This window comes from Rhodanobacter sp. FDAARGOS 1247 (assembly GCF_016889805.1).
GTDB lineage: Bacteria > Pseudomonadota > Gammaproteobacteria > Xanthomonadales > Rhodanobacteraceae > Rhodanobacter.
Map to the genome: position 1 here is coordinate 1,173,824 of NZ_CP069535.1, position 17,176 is coordinate 1,190,999.

Here is a 17,176-nt window from a genome sequence, read left to right on the forward strand (position 1 = left end):
GGTGAAAATATCCCTGCCATCCCCCAGGGAGCGCCGCACATGCGATCGATCATCCAGACGATGTTCTTGCGGCGCGCACTGCCGTTGCTGTTTCTGGCGGCACCGGTTTTCGCGGCTACTCCGCATCGGCCCGGCGACATCGTCGTCGAACATGGCACGGTCCGCTCCGAAACGGGAGCCAGCGTGCCTTACGAAATCGGCACGCTGTACGTGCCTGAAAACCGGCACAAGCCCGGCAGTCGCCTCATCGGCATCGGCTTTGCCCGCATCCGGGGAACCCGGCCTACCGGCGCGCCGCCGGTGTTCTGGCTGCCGGGAGGCCCCGGCGTGAGCGTGCTCGGCGTGCTCACCGACCATGATGGAACGGCCACCGCCCGGCTGCGGTCATGGTTGACCTACGGCGTCGTGGGCGACCTGGTGGTGATCGAACAACGCGGCTATACGCGTCGCGGTGACATGCTCACGGCAAAGAGCGCCGCCATCCCGCTGGACCGGCCCGCTTCGGTCCATGCCGAAGTCGAATCCATGCGTGCCCAGGCCAGGGCGGCTGTCGCGGCGAATCCGGACAAGGATCTGTCCGGCTATGACATCGGCGAATTCGCCGCCGACGTCGACGACCTGCGTCGGGCGCTCGGCTACGACAAGATCAGCCTGTTCGGCGGGAGCTTCGGCTCGCAATGGAGCCTGGCGGTGATGCGGCTGCATCCGGACATCGTCGCGCGCGCCGTGCTGTCTAGCGTGGAGCCGTTGAACAATGGCTACGACATGCCGTCGCATGTATTCGCGGCGCTGCAGCGCATCGCTTGCGACGCCGATCGCGACCCCTCGCTGGCGCCTTACCTGCCGCCCGGCGGCATGATGGAGGCGGTGCGCGCCCTGCATCGGCGTTTCGCCGGTGCGCCGGTGCGTGTGCAAGTCCGTAATGCGGCGGGGCAGGCATCGACCGTGGTGCTGGGTGCGGAGGATCTTCAGCTCGCGCTGCTTTCCCATACACAGGAGAGCGAGCAGTGGCCAGCCTTCATCCTGTCGCTCTACCACCGGCATTACGACGATTGGGCGCGCGAGGTCCTCGCCGATCGCCAGGCGGGGACCACGACCCTGATCGGCCCCCTGGCAGACAGCAGCCTCGGCGTTACCGCGGCGCGCGAGCAGCAGCTTCGTACCGATCCCGCGGTCGAACTGCTGGGTACCTGGAACTTCGAGGCGAACATCGCCTCGGCAGCCGACTGGCCTACCCGGGACATGGGCGACGCGTTGAGGGTGCCGGTCGAAAGCCCGATCCCGGTGGTGTTCGTGCACGGTGACTGGGACACTTCCACGCCAATCGAGAACACCCTTGGCCTGCTGCCGTATTTCCCGAATGGCCGGGCGATCCTGGTCCATCGAGCCAGTCACGATGGCACGTTCTACCAGTTGCGGGAAAGTCCTGCGGCAAAGGCGGCGATCTACGCGTTCCTGCGGACGGGCAAGATGGACAATCTGCCGGTGGATGTGACCTTGCCCGTGCCCAAGTTCGAGCTGCCATCCTTTGCGCCACCGGCGAATCGATCCGAAGGCGGTTGAGGGTGTGGGAGATGGCCAGATGGCGCTGACCCTGGCGCCGTAGCCGTAATCGTCCCCGCAGGGTCGTATCCCGGTGCTCAGTGATGCCGGTGCGCGGCGTAACGCGCCAGTTCTTCCAGCAGCCTGCCTTGTGCGCCGAACGGTGCGACGGCGTCGAGCGCCTGCTCGGTCAGTCCGGCCAGCCGGGCGCGCGAGGCGTCGAGGCCGATGATCGAGGGGAAGGTGGGCTTGTCGGCGGCGGCGTCCTTGCCGGCGGTCTTGCCGATCACCGCCGATTCGCCTTCCACGTCGAGGATGTCGTCGCGCACCTGGAAGGCCAGACCGACGGCATACGCATAACGGTCCAGTGCTTCCAGTGCATCGGCCCCGGCGCCGGCGGCCAGCGCGCCCAGCTGCACCGAGGCGCGGATCAGCGCGCCGGTCTTGCAGGCGTGCATGTGTTCCAGTTCGTCCAGACTCAGCCGCTGGCCGACCGCGGCGAGGTCGAGCGCCTGGCCACCGGCCATGCCTTCGGCGCCGCAGGCGCGGCCCAGTGCACGCAACATGGCGATGCCGGTGGCGGCCTCGACCTGGCGCGCGGCGTCGTCGGCGAGGATCTCGAACGCCAGCGCCTGCAGCGCGTCGCCGGCGAGGATCGCCATCGCCTCGCCGAACACGATGTGGCAGGTCGGGCGACCGCGGCGCAGGGCGTCGTCGTCCATCGCAGGCAGGTCGTCGTGCACCAGCGAATAGGCGTGGATCAGCTCCACCGCGCAGGCCGGTGCATCCAGCGCGGCGCTGTCATGGCCCAGCGCCTGCGCGGCGGCGTAGACCAGCAGCGGACGCAACCGCTTGCCGCCACTCAGCACGGCATAACGCATCGCGCGGTGCAGTTCGGCGGGGGAGTGTCCGGCCGGCGGCAGATGACGATCGAGCGCCTGTTCGGCGCGCTGGATCAGGGACTGCAGGGCAGGGCCTAGCTCGGCGTGATCAGAGTTCGGGTTCAAACGGCTGGGCGCTGTCGGGGGCATCGGGATCAAGCAGCAGGCGCACGCGCAATTCGGCTTGTTCCAGCGACTGCTGGCAATGGCGGAACAGACCGATGCCGCGCTCGAACGAGGCCAGCGAATCGTCCAGGCTCATGTCGCCACCCTCCATCTTCGCAACCAGTTGCTCCAGCTCGTCGAGCGAGTGTTCGAAGTCGGCGACGGGCGGGGTCTTGCTGGTTGCGGGAACGGTCTTGGCCATGGCCCGCAACGCTAACGCAGCAGGCCCCTAGAATCAATGCAGAAAGACAACCCGATCCACCACGCTACGTCGACGCACGAAGCCCGACTCCCGCTCGGCACCATCGCCTCCTCTCCCGCTTGCGGGAGAGGATTGAGGTGAGGGCACCCCAATCTACCCAATCCACCACCGAAACTCGACCCACCGAGCCAAGCCGAAGCACGAAGTCCGACTCCCGTTCGGCACGTCAGCCTCCTCTCCCGCTTGCGGGAGAGGATTGAGGTGAGGGCCGCCCCGCCTCACCGCCCCGCCCGCCAACGCGGCCACGCCCCCACCGCCCGAAACAACTCCGCCCCACGCCCGCTAACCCAGCGATCCGCCACCGCCACCAGCTCATCGCCCGCATGGATCAAGGGACAACACGCTCTCCGCCATGGCGGCATCCGCGCCTGCTGGAACAGGTCGCGCAATTCCCGGGTGTGCGCGTCGCCCTCGGGCTTGATGCGTTCCCCGCCGCGACGCAGCCGCACGCGCAAGGGTTGCGCGAGGCGGGCGGCAGGATCATCCAGGGCCAATTCGCCGCCGTCGGGAAGCAGCAGTGGTTCGCCATGCCAGTCGGCCTGCCACTCGTCATCGATGTCGATGGCGGTCGGCAGCGCCCACAGCCGACCCTTCCAGATATGCAGCTCGGTGTCATCCCAGCGAATGCAGGGCAACCGGCCGGCACGTGCCGCGCATTGACGCTCGATCTGCTGGCGTTGCGCCGCGGTGGGCGCGCTGCGACCACGCGCATGCAGCCAGTGATCGAGCAAGGGTTCGCGCAGCGCCGGCGCCAGCGCCAGCCAGCCAGGGGCGTCGAGGCTGCCGCTGGATGCATCGTGCAGTTCCTCGAACGCGGCCAGCCATTGCGTGCGCAGCGTGTCCGCCGCCGCGCGACTCAATGCGGCGCTGTGCAGGATCGAATCCGGCGCCTGCGGCCAGAAGCGCAGCAACTGCGGCAGGATCTCGTGGCGCAGGCGATTGCGGGCGAGGTGGATGTCGGCATTGGATGGGTCGTCGATGCAGGCCAGCCCCTGCGCCGCCACGTAGTCGTGCAGCTGCTGGCGGGGAAGTTCGAGCAGCGGGCGCCACAACTGGCCACCACCGAACCGGCGCAAGGCACGCATGCCGCCCAGTCCCTCGGGCCCGGCGCCGCGCAGCAGTTTCAGCAAGACCGTTTCGACCTGATCGTCGCGGTGATGGGCGAACAACAGCAGCTCGCCTTCGCGCAACCGGGCGGCCAGCGCGGCGTGGCGCGCTTCGCGTGCGGCCGCTTCCAGGCCGCTGCCGCTGCCACGCTGCACGTGCACCGGCAACACCTCGCAGGGGATGTCGAGCGCGGCGCAGAACGCCCGGCAATGTTCCGCCCAGAGCCGGCTGTCCCCGTGCAGGCCGTGATCGACATGCAATGCCCGCAGCCCGCGAAGGCGCGCCGGCGCCAACTGCGCCAGCGCATGCAGCAAGGCGCTGGAATCGGGCCCGCCACTGAAGGCCACGCACAGGGGCGCGGGCGGCAAGGTCTCGAGCGCGCGGCGCAGGTGCCGGTGCAGCATGTCGCTCACTTCGGGCCGCTCATTTTTTCGCGGCGCGCTGGCGCACGTAGATGTGCTTGCCGTTGCCGATGTGGCGTTCCTCGGTATCGAACAGGCCGATGCCCTTGATCAGTCCACTGAGCTTGGCATAGCCGTAGTTGCGCGAATCGAAGTCGGGCGACTGCTTGTTGATGATGCTGCCGATCGGGCCCAGACCGGCCCAGCCGGTGTCGTCCGAGGCCGCCTCGATGGCGCCGCGCAGCAGGTTCATCAGGTGGGTGTCGCCGCGCAGTTCCTTGGCCGAGCGCTGTTTCGGCGCCTCTTCGGCTTCGGCGGTCGCCGTGGTGCCGGCCAGCACTTCGGTGTAGATGAACTTGTCGCAGGCGGTGCGGAACGGTTCGGGTGTCTTGCGCTCGCCGAAGCCGTACACGGTCAGCCCCGATTCGCGGATGCGCGAGGCGAGCCGGGTGAAATCGCTGTCGCTGGAGACGATGCAGAAGCCGTCGAAACGCCCGGCGTAGAGCAGGTCCATCGCATCGATGATCATCGCCGAGTCGGTGGCGTTCTTGCCGACGGTGTAGCGGAACTGCTGGATCGGCTGGATCGAGTGGCGCAGCAGCACTTCCTTCCAGCCGTTCAAGTCGGGCTTGGTCCAGTCGCCGTAGATGCGCTTGACGTGGGCGGTGCCGTATTTCGCGATTTCCGCCAGCAAGCCCTCGACGATCGCCGGGCGGGCGTTGTCGGCGTCGATCAGTACGGCGAGCTTGTCGTGGGCCATGGCGTTTCCGGTGAAAAGTTCGGTGACGCGATGGTATCGCGCCCTGACCCGGCGTGGTCCGTCCGGCCCCCTGCGCGACTCGCCGGCCTTGCGCCAACGCCACGGCATCGCCCCGCGAGCGGGCCCCGCATGCTTAAGGCACGCTCCAGCCCTTGTGCTGCCGGCAATGGCGGGGTCGCCGTGGCGATGGCTGTGCCGTCGGTTCCGTCAGCGGCCGTTGACCGGGACGGCCGGCAGAAAGGCCGATGCCGGCGCGGCGGTCATGGTCGCGATGTCCATGGCCGGCTTGAGCTGCATGCGCTGGGCTACCAGCCGGTAGCCGACGCTGTAGCCGGCCCATTGCGGGATCTGCTGACGAGGATCGCCGAACATCACCGCCCGCATCATTGCGAAATCGGTGCTGTCCGCGTCGCCGCGCAACCGTGGCCACAATGCCGCGAACTGGCTATCGGTCAGGGCTTCGTCCCACGGTGCGAACGTGTCGGGATAGAGCAAGTGGGCGAAGTAGTCCGCGCGCCCCTCGAAGACCATGTAATCGAGCAGGGAGAACGGCTTGGCGGGATCGAAGTCATGGCTCGCCCAGTAACTGTGGTGCAGTTCGTGCGCCAATGCGTACGGCAGCATGCGCGCCCAGTCTGCATCGACCGACACTTTCAGCATGATCCGGCCGCTGCCTGCGGTCAGGCCGGTCACGCCACGCATCGCCTTGGTAATGAATTCACTGTGCGCGTCGACCAGTTCGACGCACAGGTTCAGTGGTGCTGCCTGGGGGAGTGCGGCGTTGGCTTTGCGCCATGCCGCCGTGGCCAGGGCCTCGAAACGGGCCTGGTCGAAACGCTTCGACACGGCTTCGCGTTCCTTGGCCGAAAACGAAGGGTTCGGGGCGAAAGTGGCGGCGAGACTCGCGAACTGGCCGCCCTCCGAGCACTGCGCCACCCAGCGTTGGCCGAGCGCTTGCAAGGATTTGGTGTCCAGCGGATGAGCCGGGGTGGACGTCAGCCCGGCATCGAAATAATGAAAATGGATCGGGGCGGGCCCGATCGCCGCCTTGGCGAGCGGCGCGGCTTGTTCGCTCCGGGGAGATTGGGCCCGTGCGTCACCTGGTAGCTGGCATACGCAGGCGGCAACGAGTACGAACGTCAGACTGATGAATTTCATGCTCGCATTCCCCTTGCGGCCGTCGTGTCCAGGATGAAAATAAGCTCGATGCTTCAGCAGCCCATGGCGCGATGGGCGAGAACGCTGGCGAACTCCCGCCAATTGCGCACATGCGTGCGGACACCAGCGGGTCACTTCAGTTCAGTCGCGTCCGCAGGAATGCATTGGCGACTGACGGATCATGGTATCCAGGCCATTTTGCGGGCGCTACGTGACTGGCGGCATGTTCCGGCCATGCCGGAGACGATGCCTCAGCCGAGACCGGCGCGCCCCTGCGACAGGGTTTCGCAGTTATCCCTGGTACGCGCCGTAGCTGCGCAGGCGCTGGTAGCGCTGTTCGAGCAGGTCGGGCACGGGCATCGCCTGGAGTTCGTCGAGCTGCTTCAGCAGCACGGCTTTCAGGCGGATCGCCATCGAGCGCGGATTGCGATGGGCGCCGCCCAGCGGCTCGCGCACGACCTTGTCGACCAGGCCCAGCTCGAACAGGCGCGGGGCGGTCATGCCCAGGGCTTCGGCGGCGTCCTTCACCTTGTCGGCGCTCTTCCACAGGATCGAGGCGCAGCCTTCGGGCGAGATCACCGAATAGGTCGAGTACTGCAGCATGTTGGTGCGGTCGCCCACGCCGATCGCCAGCGCGCCGCCGGAGCCGCCTTCGCCGATCACGGTGCAGATGATCGGCACCTTGAGTTCGGCCATTTCCAGCAGGTTGCGGGCGATCGCCTCGCTCTGGCCGCGCTCCTCGGCACCGACGCCGGGATAGGCTCCGGGGGTGTCGATCAGGGTCAGCAGCGGCAGGCCGAAACGCTCGGCCATCTTCATCAGGCGCAAGGCCTTGCGATAGCCTTCCGGGCGCGGCATGCCGAAATTGCGGCGCACCTTGTCCTTGGTGTTGCGGCCCTTCTGGTGGCCGATGATCACCATCGGCCGACCGTTGACGCGGCCCAGGCCGCCCACGATGGCGGCGTCCTCGGCGTACATGCGGTCGCCGGCCAGTTCGTGGAATTCCTCGCAGATCACGCCGATGTAGTCGAGCGTGTACGGACGCGCCGGGTGGCGCGACAGCTGGGTGGTCTGCCACGAGTTGAGGTTGCGGAAGATCTCGGCGGTCTTGATCTTCAGCTTCTCGCGCAGGCGGCCGACCTCGTCCTCGATATTGAACGCCTGGCCGTCGCTGGCGTGGCGAAGCTCTTCGATCTTCGCGTCCAGTTCGGCAATGGGTTGTTCGAAATCGAGGAAGTTTGGGTTCATTCGCTGCAATTCACGGTACTGAAGCGCTGCAGTATAGCGTCCCGCAACAAAACGCGAGAACGCCGCCGTATGGCTGTGACGGGGTCGACACCCGGTCTGCCACGGGCGGCGCGATTGCGCTATCGTCCGCCCCATCACGCCTGTCCCATCACGTCCGCAGTTGGATCATCTGCATGTCAAGCAAGCCCATCGACAACGCGAAACTCGACCGCATCGTGGCCGAGGCCCGGCGCGCCGCCGAGCAGCGCGAGTTGGGTTATCGCGAGCGTGCCCTGAAGATGTACCCGTGGGTGTGCGGTCGCTGCGCCCGCGAGTTCACCCGCACGAACCTGTCCGAGCTGACCGTGCACCACCGCAACCACGATCACGACTTCAACCCGCCCGACGGCAGCAATTGGGAGCTGCTGTGCGTGTATTGCCACGACAACGAGCACTCGCGGCACATCGACCACGTGCGCGGCGGGGTGATGGCGGTGGAGGAAGCGCCGCCGGCGACGGGCAATCCGTTTGCCGACCTCAAGACGATGATGGAGCGTGGCAGGAAGTAGCGACCCCCCACCCCACCTGCGAAGCAGGGGAGGGAGCAAGGCGCGTCAATCCTGCTGCTTGACGATGCGCAGGCGGACGGCTTGCACGCCGGGCAGGGCGCGGACGGCGCGCAACAGGTCGGGGATGGCGTCGACCCGCCAGGCCTCGCCCAGTTCCAGGTCGGCCTGGGCGTTGCGGTTGCGGTAGCCATGCAGGGTGACGCTGGCGCGACCGCCGCGGTAGCCGGCCAGGGTGCGCTGCAACTGGGCGGCAAAGTCGGGGCCGATGCCGTTCAATTTCAGCTGCAGCACGCGTGCGTGCTTGCGACAGGCGTCTTCCAGTGACAACGCGCTGCGTGCGCGCAACTGGAAACCGCCGCCGGAGAAGTCGTCGATGCGCAGGCCGCCATCGACCACCAACATCTGGTCGCGGGTGAGCAGCGGCGCCATCTGCTGGTACAGCTCGCCGAAGAAGCTCACCTCGATGATGCCGGTGCCGTCTTCCAGCCGCACGAAGGCATCGCTGTCGCCGCGCTTGCGCACGGCGGTGACCATGCCGGCGACGGTCCATGGTGTGTCGGGGCCACGGCGGAAACGGTTGTTGTCGCCGTCGTCGTTCTTGCGCGGCTTGGGCGGCTGGTAGCGATCGACGATCTCGCCCAGCGGGCAGGTCGACAGTTGCGCCAGTTCGTCCTTCCACGGGTCGGTGGGATGGCCGGACAGGTAATGGCCCAGCGTGTCGCGCTCGCCCTGCAGCTTCTGTTCCAGAGGCCATTCGGGCACGGTCGGCAGTTCGATTTTCACTACCGGCGTGGTGTTGCCCATCGCCGCGCCGAACATGTCGTTCTGGCCGGATTGCTTGTCGCGCAGGTGCTGTTCGGCGGCCTTGATCGCGTCGGGCAGTTGCAGCATCAGGCTGGCGCGATTGGCCGCCAGCGCATCCAGCGCTCCGGCCATGATCAGGGCTTCGAGCACGCGCCGGTTGAGTTTGTTGGGATCGACGCGACGACAGAAATCGGCGAGGTCCGTATAGGCGCCGTGGGTGCGTTCGGCCACGATCGCTTCGCACGCACCCTGGCCAACGCCCTTGATCGCGCCGAGGCCGTACTGGATCACCTTCGGTTCGATCGCCACGAACATGTACTCGGACGCGTTGACGTCCGGTGGCTGCACGGTGATGCCGATCGCGCGCGCTTCGTTGAGGAAGGTTACCGCCTTGTCGGTGTTGTCCATGTCCGCGGAGATCGTGGCGGCCATGAACTCGGCGGGGTAGTGCGCCTTCAGCCACGCGGTCTGGTACGAAACCAGCGCGTAGGCGGCGGCATGCGACTTGTTGAAGCCGTAGCCGGCGAATTTCTCCATCAGGTCGAAGATGGAATCGGCCTTCTCGCCGCTGAGGCCGTCCTTCGCCGCACCCTCGCGGAACTTGGCGCGCTCCTTGGCCATCTCCTCCAGTTTCTTCTTGCCCATCGCGCGGCGCAGCAGGTCGGCGCCGCCGAGCGAGTAGCCGCCCACGATCTGCGCCATCTGCATCACCTGCTCCTGGTAGACCATGATGCCGTAGGTCTCTTTCAGGATCGGCTCGACGCGCGGGTCGGGATATTCCACTTCCTCGCGGCCGTGCTTGCGCGCCACGAAGCTCGGGATCAGGTCCATCGGGCCGGGGCGGTACAACGCCACCAGCGCGATGATGTCCTCGAAGCGGTCGGGCTTGGCGTCCTTCAGCATGCGCTGCATGCCGGAGGATTCGAGCTGGAACACGGCGACCGTCTGCGCCTTCTTCAGCAGCTCGTACGGCGCCGGGTCGTCCAGCGGCAGCGCCGAGATGTCCAGCGGCGCTTCATCGGCTTTCGCGCGGCGCGCGTTGATCGCCTTCACCGCCCAGTCGATGATGGTCAGCGTGCGCAGGCCGAGGAAGTCGAACTTCACCAGGCCGACCGCTTCGACGTCGTCCTTGTCGTATTGCGTTACCACGCCGCCGCCGCCGGCTTCGCAGTACAGCGGCGCGAAGTCGGTCAGCGGGGTCGGCGCGATCACCACGCCACCGGCGTGCTTGCCGGCGTTGCGGGTGAGGTTTTCCAGGCTCAGCGCCAGGTCGATCAGTGCACGGGCATCCTCGTCCTGCTCGTAGGTTTCGCAGAACTCCTTGACGACGCGGTCGGTCTCCTTCTTCGATTTCTCGGAGCGGCCGAGCGCGTCGGAAAGCGTGAGGTCGAGCGGTCGCGGCGGCACCATCTTGGCCAGCCGGTCGACCTGGCCGTACGGCATGCTGAGCACGCGACCGGAGTCGCGCAGCACAGCCTTGGCCGCCATCGAGCCGTAGGTGATGATCTGGCTGACGCGGTCGCGACCGTACTTGCGCGCCACATAGTCGATCACCTCGTCGCGGCGATCCATGCAGAAGTCGATGTCGAAGTCGGGCATCGACACGCGTTCGGGGTTGAGGAAGCGCTCGAACAGCAGGTTGAACTGCAGCGGGTCGAGGTCGGTGATCTTCAGCGCCCACGCCACCAGCGAGCCGGCGCCCGAACCGCGGCCGGGGCCGACCGGGATGCCGTTCTGTTTGCCCCAGTTGATGAAGTCCGCCACGATCAGGAAGTAGCCGGGGAAGCCCATCTTGACGATGACGTCCAGCTCGCGTTCCAGCCGGGCGTGGTAGTCGTCCAGCGTGTGGTCGGCTGCCAGCGGCGCGTTTTCCAGGCGCTCGCGCAGGCCTTGCCGCGACAGCTCGCGGATATGGCTGTCGAGGTCGTGGCCTTCGGGCACCGGGAAGTCGGGCAGGTAGTACGTGCCGAACTTCAGTTCCAGCGTGCAGCGCTTGGCCAGTTCGACGGTGTTTTCCAGCGCCTCGGGAATATCCGCGAACAGCGCGGCCATCTCGGCGGGCGTCTTCAGGTATTGCTGGTCGCTGTATTCGCGGGGGCGCTTGGGATCGGCCAGCACGCGGCCCTGGTTGATGCATACGCGCGCTTCGTGCGCGGCGAAGTCGTCCTGCTTGAGGAAGCGCACGTCGTTGCTGGCCAGCACCGGCAGCGCCAGTTCGCCGGCCAGTGCCAGCGCGGCGGTGTTCCAGTTTTCCTCGCCGTCGCGGCCGCAGCGGGTCAGCTCCAGATACAGCCGGTCGGGAAACAGCCGGGCCAGCGGACGCAACCTGGCCTGCGCCGCGCCGATGCCCTGGCCGATGGCGAGGCGGGCGGTTTCGCTGTCGCGTCCGAGCAGGGCGATCAGGCCCTCGGTGGCGCCGGCAGTGAGCCACGACACGTCGACCAGGGCGCGCCCGCCGTGCTGACCTTCCTGCCATGCGCGCGAGACCAGTCGCGACAGGTTGAGATAACCGTCGCGGTTCTGGCACAGCAGGGTGAGTCGCCACGGACGCGGGTCGTCGCTGGAGGAAATCCACAGGTCGCAACCGCCGATCGGCTTGATGCCGGCGGCACTGCAGGCCCTGTAGAACTTCACCAGCGCGAACATGTTGCTGTCGTCGGTCAGTGCCACCGCCGGGATGCCGTCGCGCACGCAGGCGGCGACCAGCGCCTTGATGCGGATAGTCGAGTCGACCAGCGAATATTCGCTGTGCAGGTGCAGGTGGGTGTAGCTGACGGTCATGCCGGTTTACGCACTGAATTCATGCAGGCTACCCGGCGGCCGGGGCAGCGGCAAGATTGACTTCCGCGCGGTTTGCGCGAAGCGCGCCGGCGCCCCGCCCGATCGGCTCAAGGTCCGATCAAATCAAGGCCCGATCAACTCAAGGCCTGGCGACGGCTGCCGTCGCGGCAGGCTGTTCGAGCAGCAGGGCGTTGATCTCGGCGACCAGCGTGTCCAGCATGTCGGCACCGTAGCCGACATGGACGTGGGCGATGCTGCCGTCGCGACGCAGCATCACCATCACCGGAATGCCGCTGACGCCGTAGGGCTTGCCGATCGCGCCGTCACGGTCCCAGGTGACCAGCAGTTCGGGCAGGCTCCTGCGCAGTACGCGCGAGGTTCGCACGAAGGTGTCGCGGTCTTCCCGATGATTGACCGCCACCACCTGCAGCGGCAGGCCGCGCCGGGTCGCCAGCAACTGCAGCTTCGCCAGCACGGGAATCTCTTCCATGCAGTAGCCGCACCAGGTGGCCCAGAAACTGATCACCACGACCTTGCCGTGCAGCGAGGAGACGGTCACCTCCTGGCCTCGCTGCGTGGTGCCCAGCGCATCCGGCGGCGTGTCGCCCGGCTGGAGTCCCGGCCTGTCGCCGGCCACGGCGTTGCAGCAAAGCAGCAGGCCAAGCAACAGGCCAGGCAGCACGATCGCGATTCTGCGCATCTCTTCCATTCCCCCGGGGCACGCGCCAGCGTAGCAACATGCCGCGGAGCGAGGAAGTCGGGCCGCGTGGCCGGATCGGGTGGCCTGCCGGCTCAGCGGACGAAGAAGCGCTCGTCCTCGCCGGCGCTGCTCACGTAATGATCGAGGGCCCGTACCCGCAGCGGTTGCAGGTTGTAGTCGGCGTGCGACAGCGGGGTTTCGTCGGTGCGATCGGTCGTGTCGAGAACCGGTTCCCATGCGGACGCCGCGGTCGATGGCGACGGGGTGGTCGGGTGGCTTTGCGGATGCATCATGGCGTGACTCCTGCGTTCCCTGGGAACGCGTGCGAGTTCGCTGGCGAGCGGGCCGGCAGGTCAGTACGGGCCGGTGCAACGGGCGCATCCGTGCTGTGCGGGTTTCCTTGAAGGTAATGATGCGCGCGCGCGGGGGAAAGTTGCATAGACCGATGGCCTATGCGGATCAATCTCATCGGGATGCGCGATCGTGGCTGGAACGGGAACAAGCGCCCCGGGCGGTCAGAACAGCCTTGCCTGATCCAGCAGCAGTCGCACCGGGGCGAAGCTGCGGCGGTGCTGGGCACAGGGGCCGAGCATCTGCAGCGCAGCCAGGTGCGCCGGGGTGGGATAACCCTTGTGCGCGGCGAAGCCGTAGCCGGGATGGAGGTTTTCCATGGCCACCATCAGGCGGTCACGGCTGACCTTGGCCAGGATCGAGGCGGCGCTGATGGCCGGTTCCAGCGCATCGCCGCCGACGATCGCCCGGCCGGGGCAGGGCAGGTCCTTCGGCAACTGGTTGCCGTCGACCAGGGCTTCGTGCGCACCCGGTGCGAGGCCGGCAACCGCGCGGCTCATGCCGGTCATGGTGGCCTGGAAGATGTTCAGGCGGTCGATCTCGTCCGGTTCGACCAGCACCACGCACCAGGTCAGCGCGCGCTCGATGATCAGGGGATAAAGCGCCTCGCGTTTCGCCTCGCTGAGCTTCTTCGAATCGTCCAGACCGGCGATCGGGCGGGAAGGGTCGAGGATCACCGCGGCGACGGCCAGCGGGCCGGCCAGCGGGCCACGTCCCGCTTCGTCCACGCCGGCCACGAACAGGCTCGCTCCAATCGATTCCCGCGCTTCCTGCGCTTGCCTCATCCCCCCTGAGGGGAAGGATTGAGGTGGGGAGCAGGTACTCGCGGAACGCTCAGCCATGGCTGGGATTCCGTGCATCGATCAGCTCGGCGATGGCCGCCGCGGCGCGATCGCCGGCCTGATCGTCCAGCCCGCCGCGCAGCGCCTGGTGCAATTGCTCGAAGGCGGCGACCACCGCGCCACGCCGCTCGCTGTCCTTGAACAGCGCCAGGGTGGCAGCAGCGAGGTTCTCCGCGGTGCAGTCGTCCTGCATCAGTTCCGGCACCAGCAGGCCGCCACCGATATCGATGCCGCTGGCGCGTGCCAGGATGTTCGGCAGCGAATAGATGTCGGTCTTCAGCATCTTCAGCGCGCGGGCGATGCGATAGCTCATCGGTGCCACGCGATAGCCCACCACCATCGGCCGCTTGGCCAGCATCGCCTCCAGCGTGGCGGTGCCCGACGCCAGCAGCACCACGTCGGCCGCCAGCATCGCCTCGTGCGCATGGCCGTCGAGCAGCAGCGGGCGGGATTCGCCCTGGGGGACGTGGGCGAGCAGCGCGTCGAGCTTCGCGCGGACCCGGGCGTTGGCCGCGGGAATGACCACGCGCAGGCCCGGGACGGCCGCGGCGACGCGACTGGCGGCCGCGATGAACGGCTGGCCCAGCCGGCTCAATTCGGAAAGCCGGCTGCCGGGCAGCACGGCGAGCACCGGCGCCTGTTGCGGCAACTGCAGCACGTCACGCGCGCCCACGCGGTCAGATACCAGGGCGAAACGGTCGGCCAGCGGATGCCCGACGAAGCGCGCATCGATGCCGTGCTTCGCATAGATCGCCGGTTCCATCGGGAACAGGCAGAGCACCCGATGGGCGCTACGGCCGATCTTCTCGGCACGCTTCTCGCGCCACGCCCATACCGACGGGCTGACGTAGTGCACGGTCAGCAGGCCGGCCTGTTTCAGGCGCTGCTCCACACCGAGGTTGAAATCCGGCGCGTCGATGCCGACCACCACGTCGGGTTTCAGCTCGAACAGGCGCGCGACCAGCGCCTTGCGCAGGCGCAGCAGCCGGGGCAGGTGGAGGATGACTTCACTGAAACCGAACAGCGACAACTCGTGGATGTCGTACCAGGACTCGAAGCCTTCGCGCTGCATGCGCGCGCCACCGATGCCCACGAAGCGCGCCTGCGGATAGCGTCGGCGCAAGGCGGCGATCAGGTCGGCGCCGAGCTGGTCGCCGGAGTCTTCGCCGGCAATGATGGCGATCAGGGGCGTTTGCGTGGAGACGTCGCTGTTTTGCATTTCGTCTCCTTCGTGAGGCGAGAGCCAGAGCGCGTGCTTGATTTCCCGATAAGCGCGATGCGCTTATCGGGCGAGCGCCCGCTCGCTGTGGTCGAGGAACTCCAGCATGGCGCGCACGTCGTCGCTTTCGCGCGCCTGTTCGGCCAGCTTTTCGCGGGCTTCGGGCAGCGACAGGCCGGCCATGTACAGGGTGCGGTAGGCGCGCTTGATCGCGGCGATCCGCGGCGCGTCGAAACCACGGCGCTTCAGGCCTTCGCTGTTGATGCCCCGCGGGCGCCCGTGCTGTTCGTTGGCCATCATCACGAACGGCGGCACGTCGTGGCCGACCAGGCAGCCCATGCCGATGAACGCATGCGCGCCGACCTTGCAGAACTGGTGCACGCCGGAGTAGCCGGACAGGATCGTCCAGTCGCCGATGCTGACGTGCCCGGCCAGCGCCGAGTAGTTGGAGAACACCACGTTGTTGCCGATCTGGCAGTCGTGCGCGATGTGCACGTACGCCAGCACCCAGTTGTCGTTGCCGAGCCGGGTGATCGCGCCACCGTCACCGGTGCCGCGGTTGATCGTGGTGAATTCGCGGATCAGGTTGCGGTCGCCGATCACCAGTTCGGTGCGTTCGCCCTGCCACTTCTTGTCCTGCGGATCGCCACCCAGCGAGGCGAACTGGTTGATCCGGTTGTCGCGGCCGATCCGGGTCGGACCCTCGATCACCACATGCGGCCCGATCACGGTGCCTTCGCCGATCTCCACCTCGGCACCGATCACGCTGTACGCGCCGATGCTGACGTTGGCGCCGATGATGGCGGAGGGGTCGATCAATGCGGTGGGATGGATCATTTGCCCGACCTCGCGGCGCACATCAATTCGCAACTGGCCACTTCCTTGCCATCGACCAGGGAGCGGGCCTCGAAGATGCCCATGCCGCGCATCAGCCGCTTCAGGCTGACTTCCATGCGCAACTGGTCGCCGGGAACCACCGGGGCGCTGAAGCGCGCGTTGTCGACCTTGACCAGGTAGAACAGCGGGCTGACCTTGTCGCCCTTCATGTGGCGGCTGACCTGGGTCAGCAGGCCGGCGGCCTGCGCCATCGCCTCGATGATCAGTACGCCGGGCATTACCGGATGACTGGGGAAATGGCCCTGGAAGAACGGCTCGTTGATGGTCACGTTCTTGATCGCGACCACGCTGACCTCGGGTACGATCTCGATCACTCGGTCCACCAGCAGGAACGGGTAGCGGTGGGGGAGCAATTCCCGGATCTGCTCCACATCGATCGGCAGGGTCATGAAGTCGCTGTTTTCACTCATTGTCGCTGTCCTTCTCCAGCGTCGACAGTCGACGCGCGTACTCGTCCAGATGTTTGAAGCGCGCCGCATTCTTCCGCCACTGGCGGTTGTCCTGCAGGGGCACGCCCGATGAATATTCGCCAGGTTCGCGGATCGAATGCGTGACCAGGCTCTTGGCGGTAATGGTAACCCGGTCGGCCAGTTCCAGATGGCCAAGCACGCCGGCGTTGCCGCCGATCATGCAGTAACGGCCGATCCTGGCGCTGCCGGCTACCGCGGCGCAGCCGGCCATCGCGGTGTGCGCGCCGACGTGCACGTTGTGGGCGATCTGGATCTGGTTGTCCAGCCGTACGTCCTCTTCCAGCACGGTGTCGTCCAGTGCGCCGCGGTCGATCGTGGTGTTGGCGCCGATCTCGCAATCGTCGCCGATGCGCACGCCGCCGAGCTGGGGCAGCTTGATCCAGTGGTCCCGGTCGAAGGCCAGGCCGAAGCCGTCCGAGCCGATCACCGCACCGGGGTGCACCAGCACGCGCTGGCCCAGCGTGACCCGGGTCACCAGGGTCACCCGGGCGACCAGCCGCGAATGCGCGCCGACCGTGCAGTCCTCGCCGACGATGCAGTGTGGACCGAGTACCACTCCCTCCGCGATCACCGCACGCTCGCCGACAACGCAGCCCGGCCCGACGCTGGCGCCGGGATCGACCTGCGCGCTGTCGGCCACCACGGCGCTGGGGTGGATGCCCGCCGCGGCGGCAGGCATCCGTTCGAACAGGGCGGCAAGTTTCGCGTAGGCCACATAGGGATCGGAGGCGACCAGCGCCGCCGTCGGGCACGCGGCCAGGTCCGCTTCGCGCAACACCACCACGCCGGCGCGGGTGGCTGCCAGCTGGCCGCTGTACTTGCTGTTGGACAGGAAGCTGAGCTGGCTGGGACCGGCGCCCGCCAGAGTGCCGACGCCGTCGATCACCCGCGCGCCATCGCCGCTTGCGACCAGGCCGAACCGCTCGGCCAGCCCGGCCACCGTGTAATGGATTGTGCTCATGCTTGCTCCGGAACCTGCCGGCCATTGTAGAGGGTGGCGGCGCGGCGTGCAGTCGACCCTTCCGGCAAAAGAAAGCGCG

Annotated in this window: 16 protein-coding genes; 2 read left to right on the forward strand and 14 right to left on the reverse strand. The window is 67.3% G+C overall.

Annotation, left to right across the window (positions count from 1 at the left end; genetic code table 11):
• The first annotated feature begins 39 nt into the window (after window positions 1–39).
• On the forward strand, window positions 40–1,563 hold the full coding sequence (locus I6J77_RS05160) for an alpha/beta hydrolase (RefSeq protein ID WP_204110806.1): 1,524 nt from the start codon (window positions 40–42) through the stop codon (window positions 1,561–1,563).
• A 77-nt stretch (window positions 1,564–1,640) separates the two neighbouring features.
• Here the strand turns inward: I6J77_RS05160 and ispA are convergent, their stop codons facing one another.
• The 6 genes from ispA to I6J77_RS05190 form a co-directional block, all read right to left on the reverse strand.
• On the reverse strand, window positions 1,641–2,549 hold the full coding sequence (gene ispA, locus I6J77_RS05165) for a (2E,6E)-farnesyl diphosphate synthase (RefSeq protein ID WP_204110807.1): 909 nt from the start codon (window positions 2,547–2,549) through the stop codon (window positions 1,641–1,643).
• Window positions 2,533–2,790 (reverse strand): exodeoxyribonuclease VII small subunit, encoded by a 258-nt coding sequence (locus I6J77_RS05170; protein WP_007804428.1) that lies wholly within the window; start codon window positions 2,788–2,790, stop codon window positions 2,533–2,535. The genes ispA and I6J77_RS05170 overlap by 17 nt, the downstream gene beginning before the upstream one ends.
• Before the next feature lie 278 nt (window positions 2,791–3,068).
• Window positions 3,069–4,370, reverse strand: a complete 1,302-nt coding sequence (gene tilS / locus I6J77_RS05175) for a tRNA lysidine(34) synthetase TilS (RefSeq protein WP_204110808.1) — start codon at window positions 4,368–4,370, stop codon at window positions 3,069–3,071.
• A 10-nt stretch (window positions 4,371–4,380) separates the two neighbouring features.
• Window positions 4,381–5,118 carry an NYN domain-containing protein gene (locus I6J77_RS05180; protein WP_204110809.1) on the reverse strand — a complete coding sequence of 246 codons (738 nt, stop codon included), beginning with the start codon at window positions 5,116–5,118 and terminating at the stop codon, window positions 4,381–4,383.
• A 207-nt stretch (window positions 5,119–5,325) separates the two neighbouring features.
• The gene (locus I6J77_RS05185) at window positions 5,326–6,276 is read right to left on the reverse strand and encodes a DUF2268 domain-containing putative Zn-dependent protease (RefSeq protein ID WP_204110810.1); all 951 of its coding nucleotides are present in this window, start codon (window positions 6,274–6,276) and stop codon (window positions 5,326–5,328) included.
• A 291-nt stretch (window positions 6,277–6,567) separates the two neighbouring features.
• Window positions 6,568–7,524 (reverse strand): acetyl-CoA carboxylase carboxyltransferase subunit alpha, encoded by a 957-nt coding sequence (locus I6J77_RS05190; protein WP_056717967.1) that lies wholly within the window; start codon window positions 7,522–7,524, stop codon window positions 6,568–6,570.
• A 173-nt stretch (window positions 7,525–7,697) separates the two neighbouring features.
• Between I6J77_RS05190 and I6J77_RS05195 the strand changes: the two genes are divergently transcribed.
• The gene (locus I6J77_RS05195; protein ID WP_204110811.1) at window positions 7,698–8,072 is read left to right on the forward strand and encodes a YajD family HNH nuclease; all 375 of its coding nucleotides are present in this window, start codon (window positions 7,698–7,700) and stop codon (window positions 8,070–8,072) included.
• A gap of 45 nt (window positions 8,073–8,117) precedes the next feature.
• Here I6J77_RS05195 and dnaE read toward each other — a convergent pair whose 3' ends face one another.
• The 8 genes from dnaE to lpxD all read right to left on the reverse strand — a co-directional run bounded on the left by dnaE (window position 8,118) and on the right by lpxD (window position 17,097).
• The gene (dnaE, locus tag I6J77_RS05200; RefSeq protein ID WP_204110812.1) at window positions 8,118–11,657 is read right to left on the reverse strand and encodes a DNA polymerase III subunit alpha; all 3,540 of its coding nucleotides are present in this window, start codon (window positions 11,655–11,657) and stop codon (window positions 8,118–8,120) included.
• 139 nt (window positions 11,658–11,796) lie between these two features.
• Window positions 11,797–12,357, reverse strand: coding sequence for a TlpA disulfide reductase family protein (locus tag I6J77_RS05205; protein WP_204110813.1), 561 nt, complete (start codon window positions 12,355–12,357; stop codon window positions 11,797–11,799).
• A 92-nt stretch (window positions 12,358–12,449) separates the two neighbouring features.
• On the reverse strand, window positions 12,450–12,650 hold the full coding sequence (locus I6J77_RS05210) for a hypothetical protein (protein ID WP_204110814.1): 201 nt from the start codon (window positions 12,648–12,650) through the stop codon (window positions 12,450–12,452).
• Between the two features lie 222 nt (window positions 12,651–12,872).
• The gene (gene rnhB, locus I6J77_RS05215) at window positions 12,873–13,493 is read right to left on the reverse strand and encodes a ribonuclease HII (RefSeq protein ID WP_239309197.1); all 621 of its coding nucleotides are present in this window, start codon (window positions 13,491–13,493) and stop codon (window positions 12,873–12,875) included.
• Between the two features lie 49 nt (window positions 13,494–13,542).
• On the reverse strand, window positions 13,543–14,769 hold the full coding sequence (lpxB, locus tag I6J77_RS05220; RefSeq protein ID WP_204110815.1) for a lipid-A-disaccharide synthase: 1,227 nt from the start codon (window positions 14,767–14,769) through the stop codon (window positions 13,543–13,545).
• Between the two features lie 63 nt (window positions 14,770–14,832).
• Entirely contained in the window at window positions 14,833–15,606 is a 774-nt protein-coding gene (gene lpxA / locus I6J77_RS05225; RefSeq protein WP_007804451.1) for an acyl-ACP--UDP-N-acetylglucosamine O-acyltransferase, read from the reverse strand.
• Window positions 15,603–16,076, reverse strand: coding sequence for a 3-hydroxyacyl-ACP dehydratase FabZ (gene fabZ, locus I6J77_RS05230; RefSeq protein ID WP_007804453.1), 474 nt, complete (start codon window positions 16,074–16,076; stop codon window positions 15,603–15,605). The genes lpxA and fabZ overlap by 4 nt, the downstream gene beginning before the upstream one ends.
• The gene (gene lpxD / locus I6J77_RS05235) at window positions 16,069–17,097 is read right to left on the reverse strand and encodes a UDP-3-O-(3-hydroxymyristoyl)glucosamine N-acyltransferase (protein ID WP_204110816.1); all 1,029 of its coding nucleotides are present in this window, start codon (window positions 17,095–17,097) and stop codon (window positions 16,069–16,071) included. Before lpxD ends, fabZ begins: the two co-directional genes overlap by 8 nt.
• Window positions 17,098–17,176 lie beyond the last annotated feature (79 nt).

What these genes read in the sequence shown, in the direction of transcription:
- I6J77_RS05160 (WP_204110806.1), top strand. Translation starts at nt 40, where the DNA reads ATGCGATCGATCATCCAGACGATGTTCTTGCGGCGCGCACTGCCGTTG.
- I6J77_RS05170 (WP_007804428.1), bottom strand. Translation starts at nt 2,790, where the DNA reads ATGGCCAAGACCGTTCCCGCAACCAGCAAGACCCCGCCCGTCGCCGAC.
- I6J77_RS05180 (WP_204110809.1), bottom strand. Translation starts at nt 5,118, where the DNA reads ATGGCCCACGACAAGCTCGCCGTACTGATCGACGCCGACAACGCCCGC.
- I6J77_RS05185 (WP_204110810.1), bottom strand. Translation starts at nt 6,276, where the DNA reads ATGAAATTCATCAGTCTGACGTTCGTACTCGTTGCCGCCTGCGTATGC.
- I6J77_RS05190 (WP_056717967.1), bottom strand. Translation starts at nt 7,524, where the DNA reads ATGAACCCAAACTTCCTCGATTTCGAACAACCCATTGCCGAACTGGAC.
- I6J77_RS05195 (WP_204110811.1), top strand. Translation starts at nt 7,698, where the DNA reads ATGTCAAGCAAGCCCATCGACAACGCGAAACTCGACCGCATCGTGGCC.
- dnaE (WP_204110812.1), bottom strand. Translation starts at nt 11,657, where the DNA reads ATGACCGTCAGCTACACCCACCTGCACCTGCACAGCGAATATTCGCTG.
- I6J77_RS05205 (WP_204110813.1), bottom strand. Translation starts at nt 12,357, where the DNA reads ATGCGCAGAATCGCGATCGTGCTGCCTGGCCTGTTGCTTGGCCTGCTG.
- I6J77_RS05210 (WP_204110814.1), bottom strand. Translation starts at nt 12,650, where the DNA reads ATGATGCATCCGCAAAGCCACCCGACCACCCCGTCGCCATCGACCGCG.
- rnhB (WP_239309197.1), bottom strand. Translation starts at nt 13,493, where the DNA reads ATGAGGCAAGCGCAGGAAGCGCGGGAATCGATTGGAGCGAGCCTGTTC.
- lpxB (WP_204110815.1), bottom strand. Translation starts at nt 14,769, where the DNA reads ATGCAAAACAGCGACGTCTCCACGCAAACGCCCCTGATCGCCATCATT.
- lpxA (WP_007804451.1), bottom strand. Translation starts at nt 15,606, where the DNA reads ATGATCCATCCCACCGCATTGATCGACCCCTCCGCCATCATCGGCGCC.
- fabZ (WP_007804453.1), bottom strand. Translation starts at nt 16,076, where the DNA reads ATGAGTGAAAACAGCGACTTCATGACCCTGCCGATCGATGTGGAGCAG.
- lpxD (WP_204110816.1), bottom strand. Translation starts at nt 17,097, where the DNA reads ATGAGCACAATCCATTACACGGTGGCCGGGCTGGCCGAGCGGTTCGGC.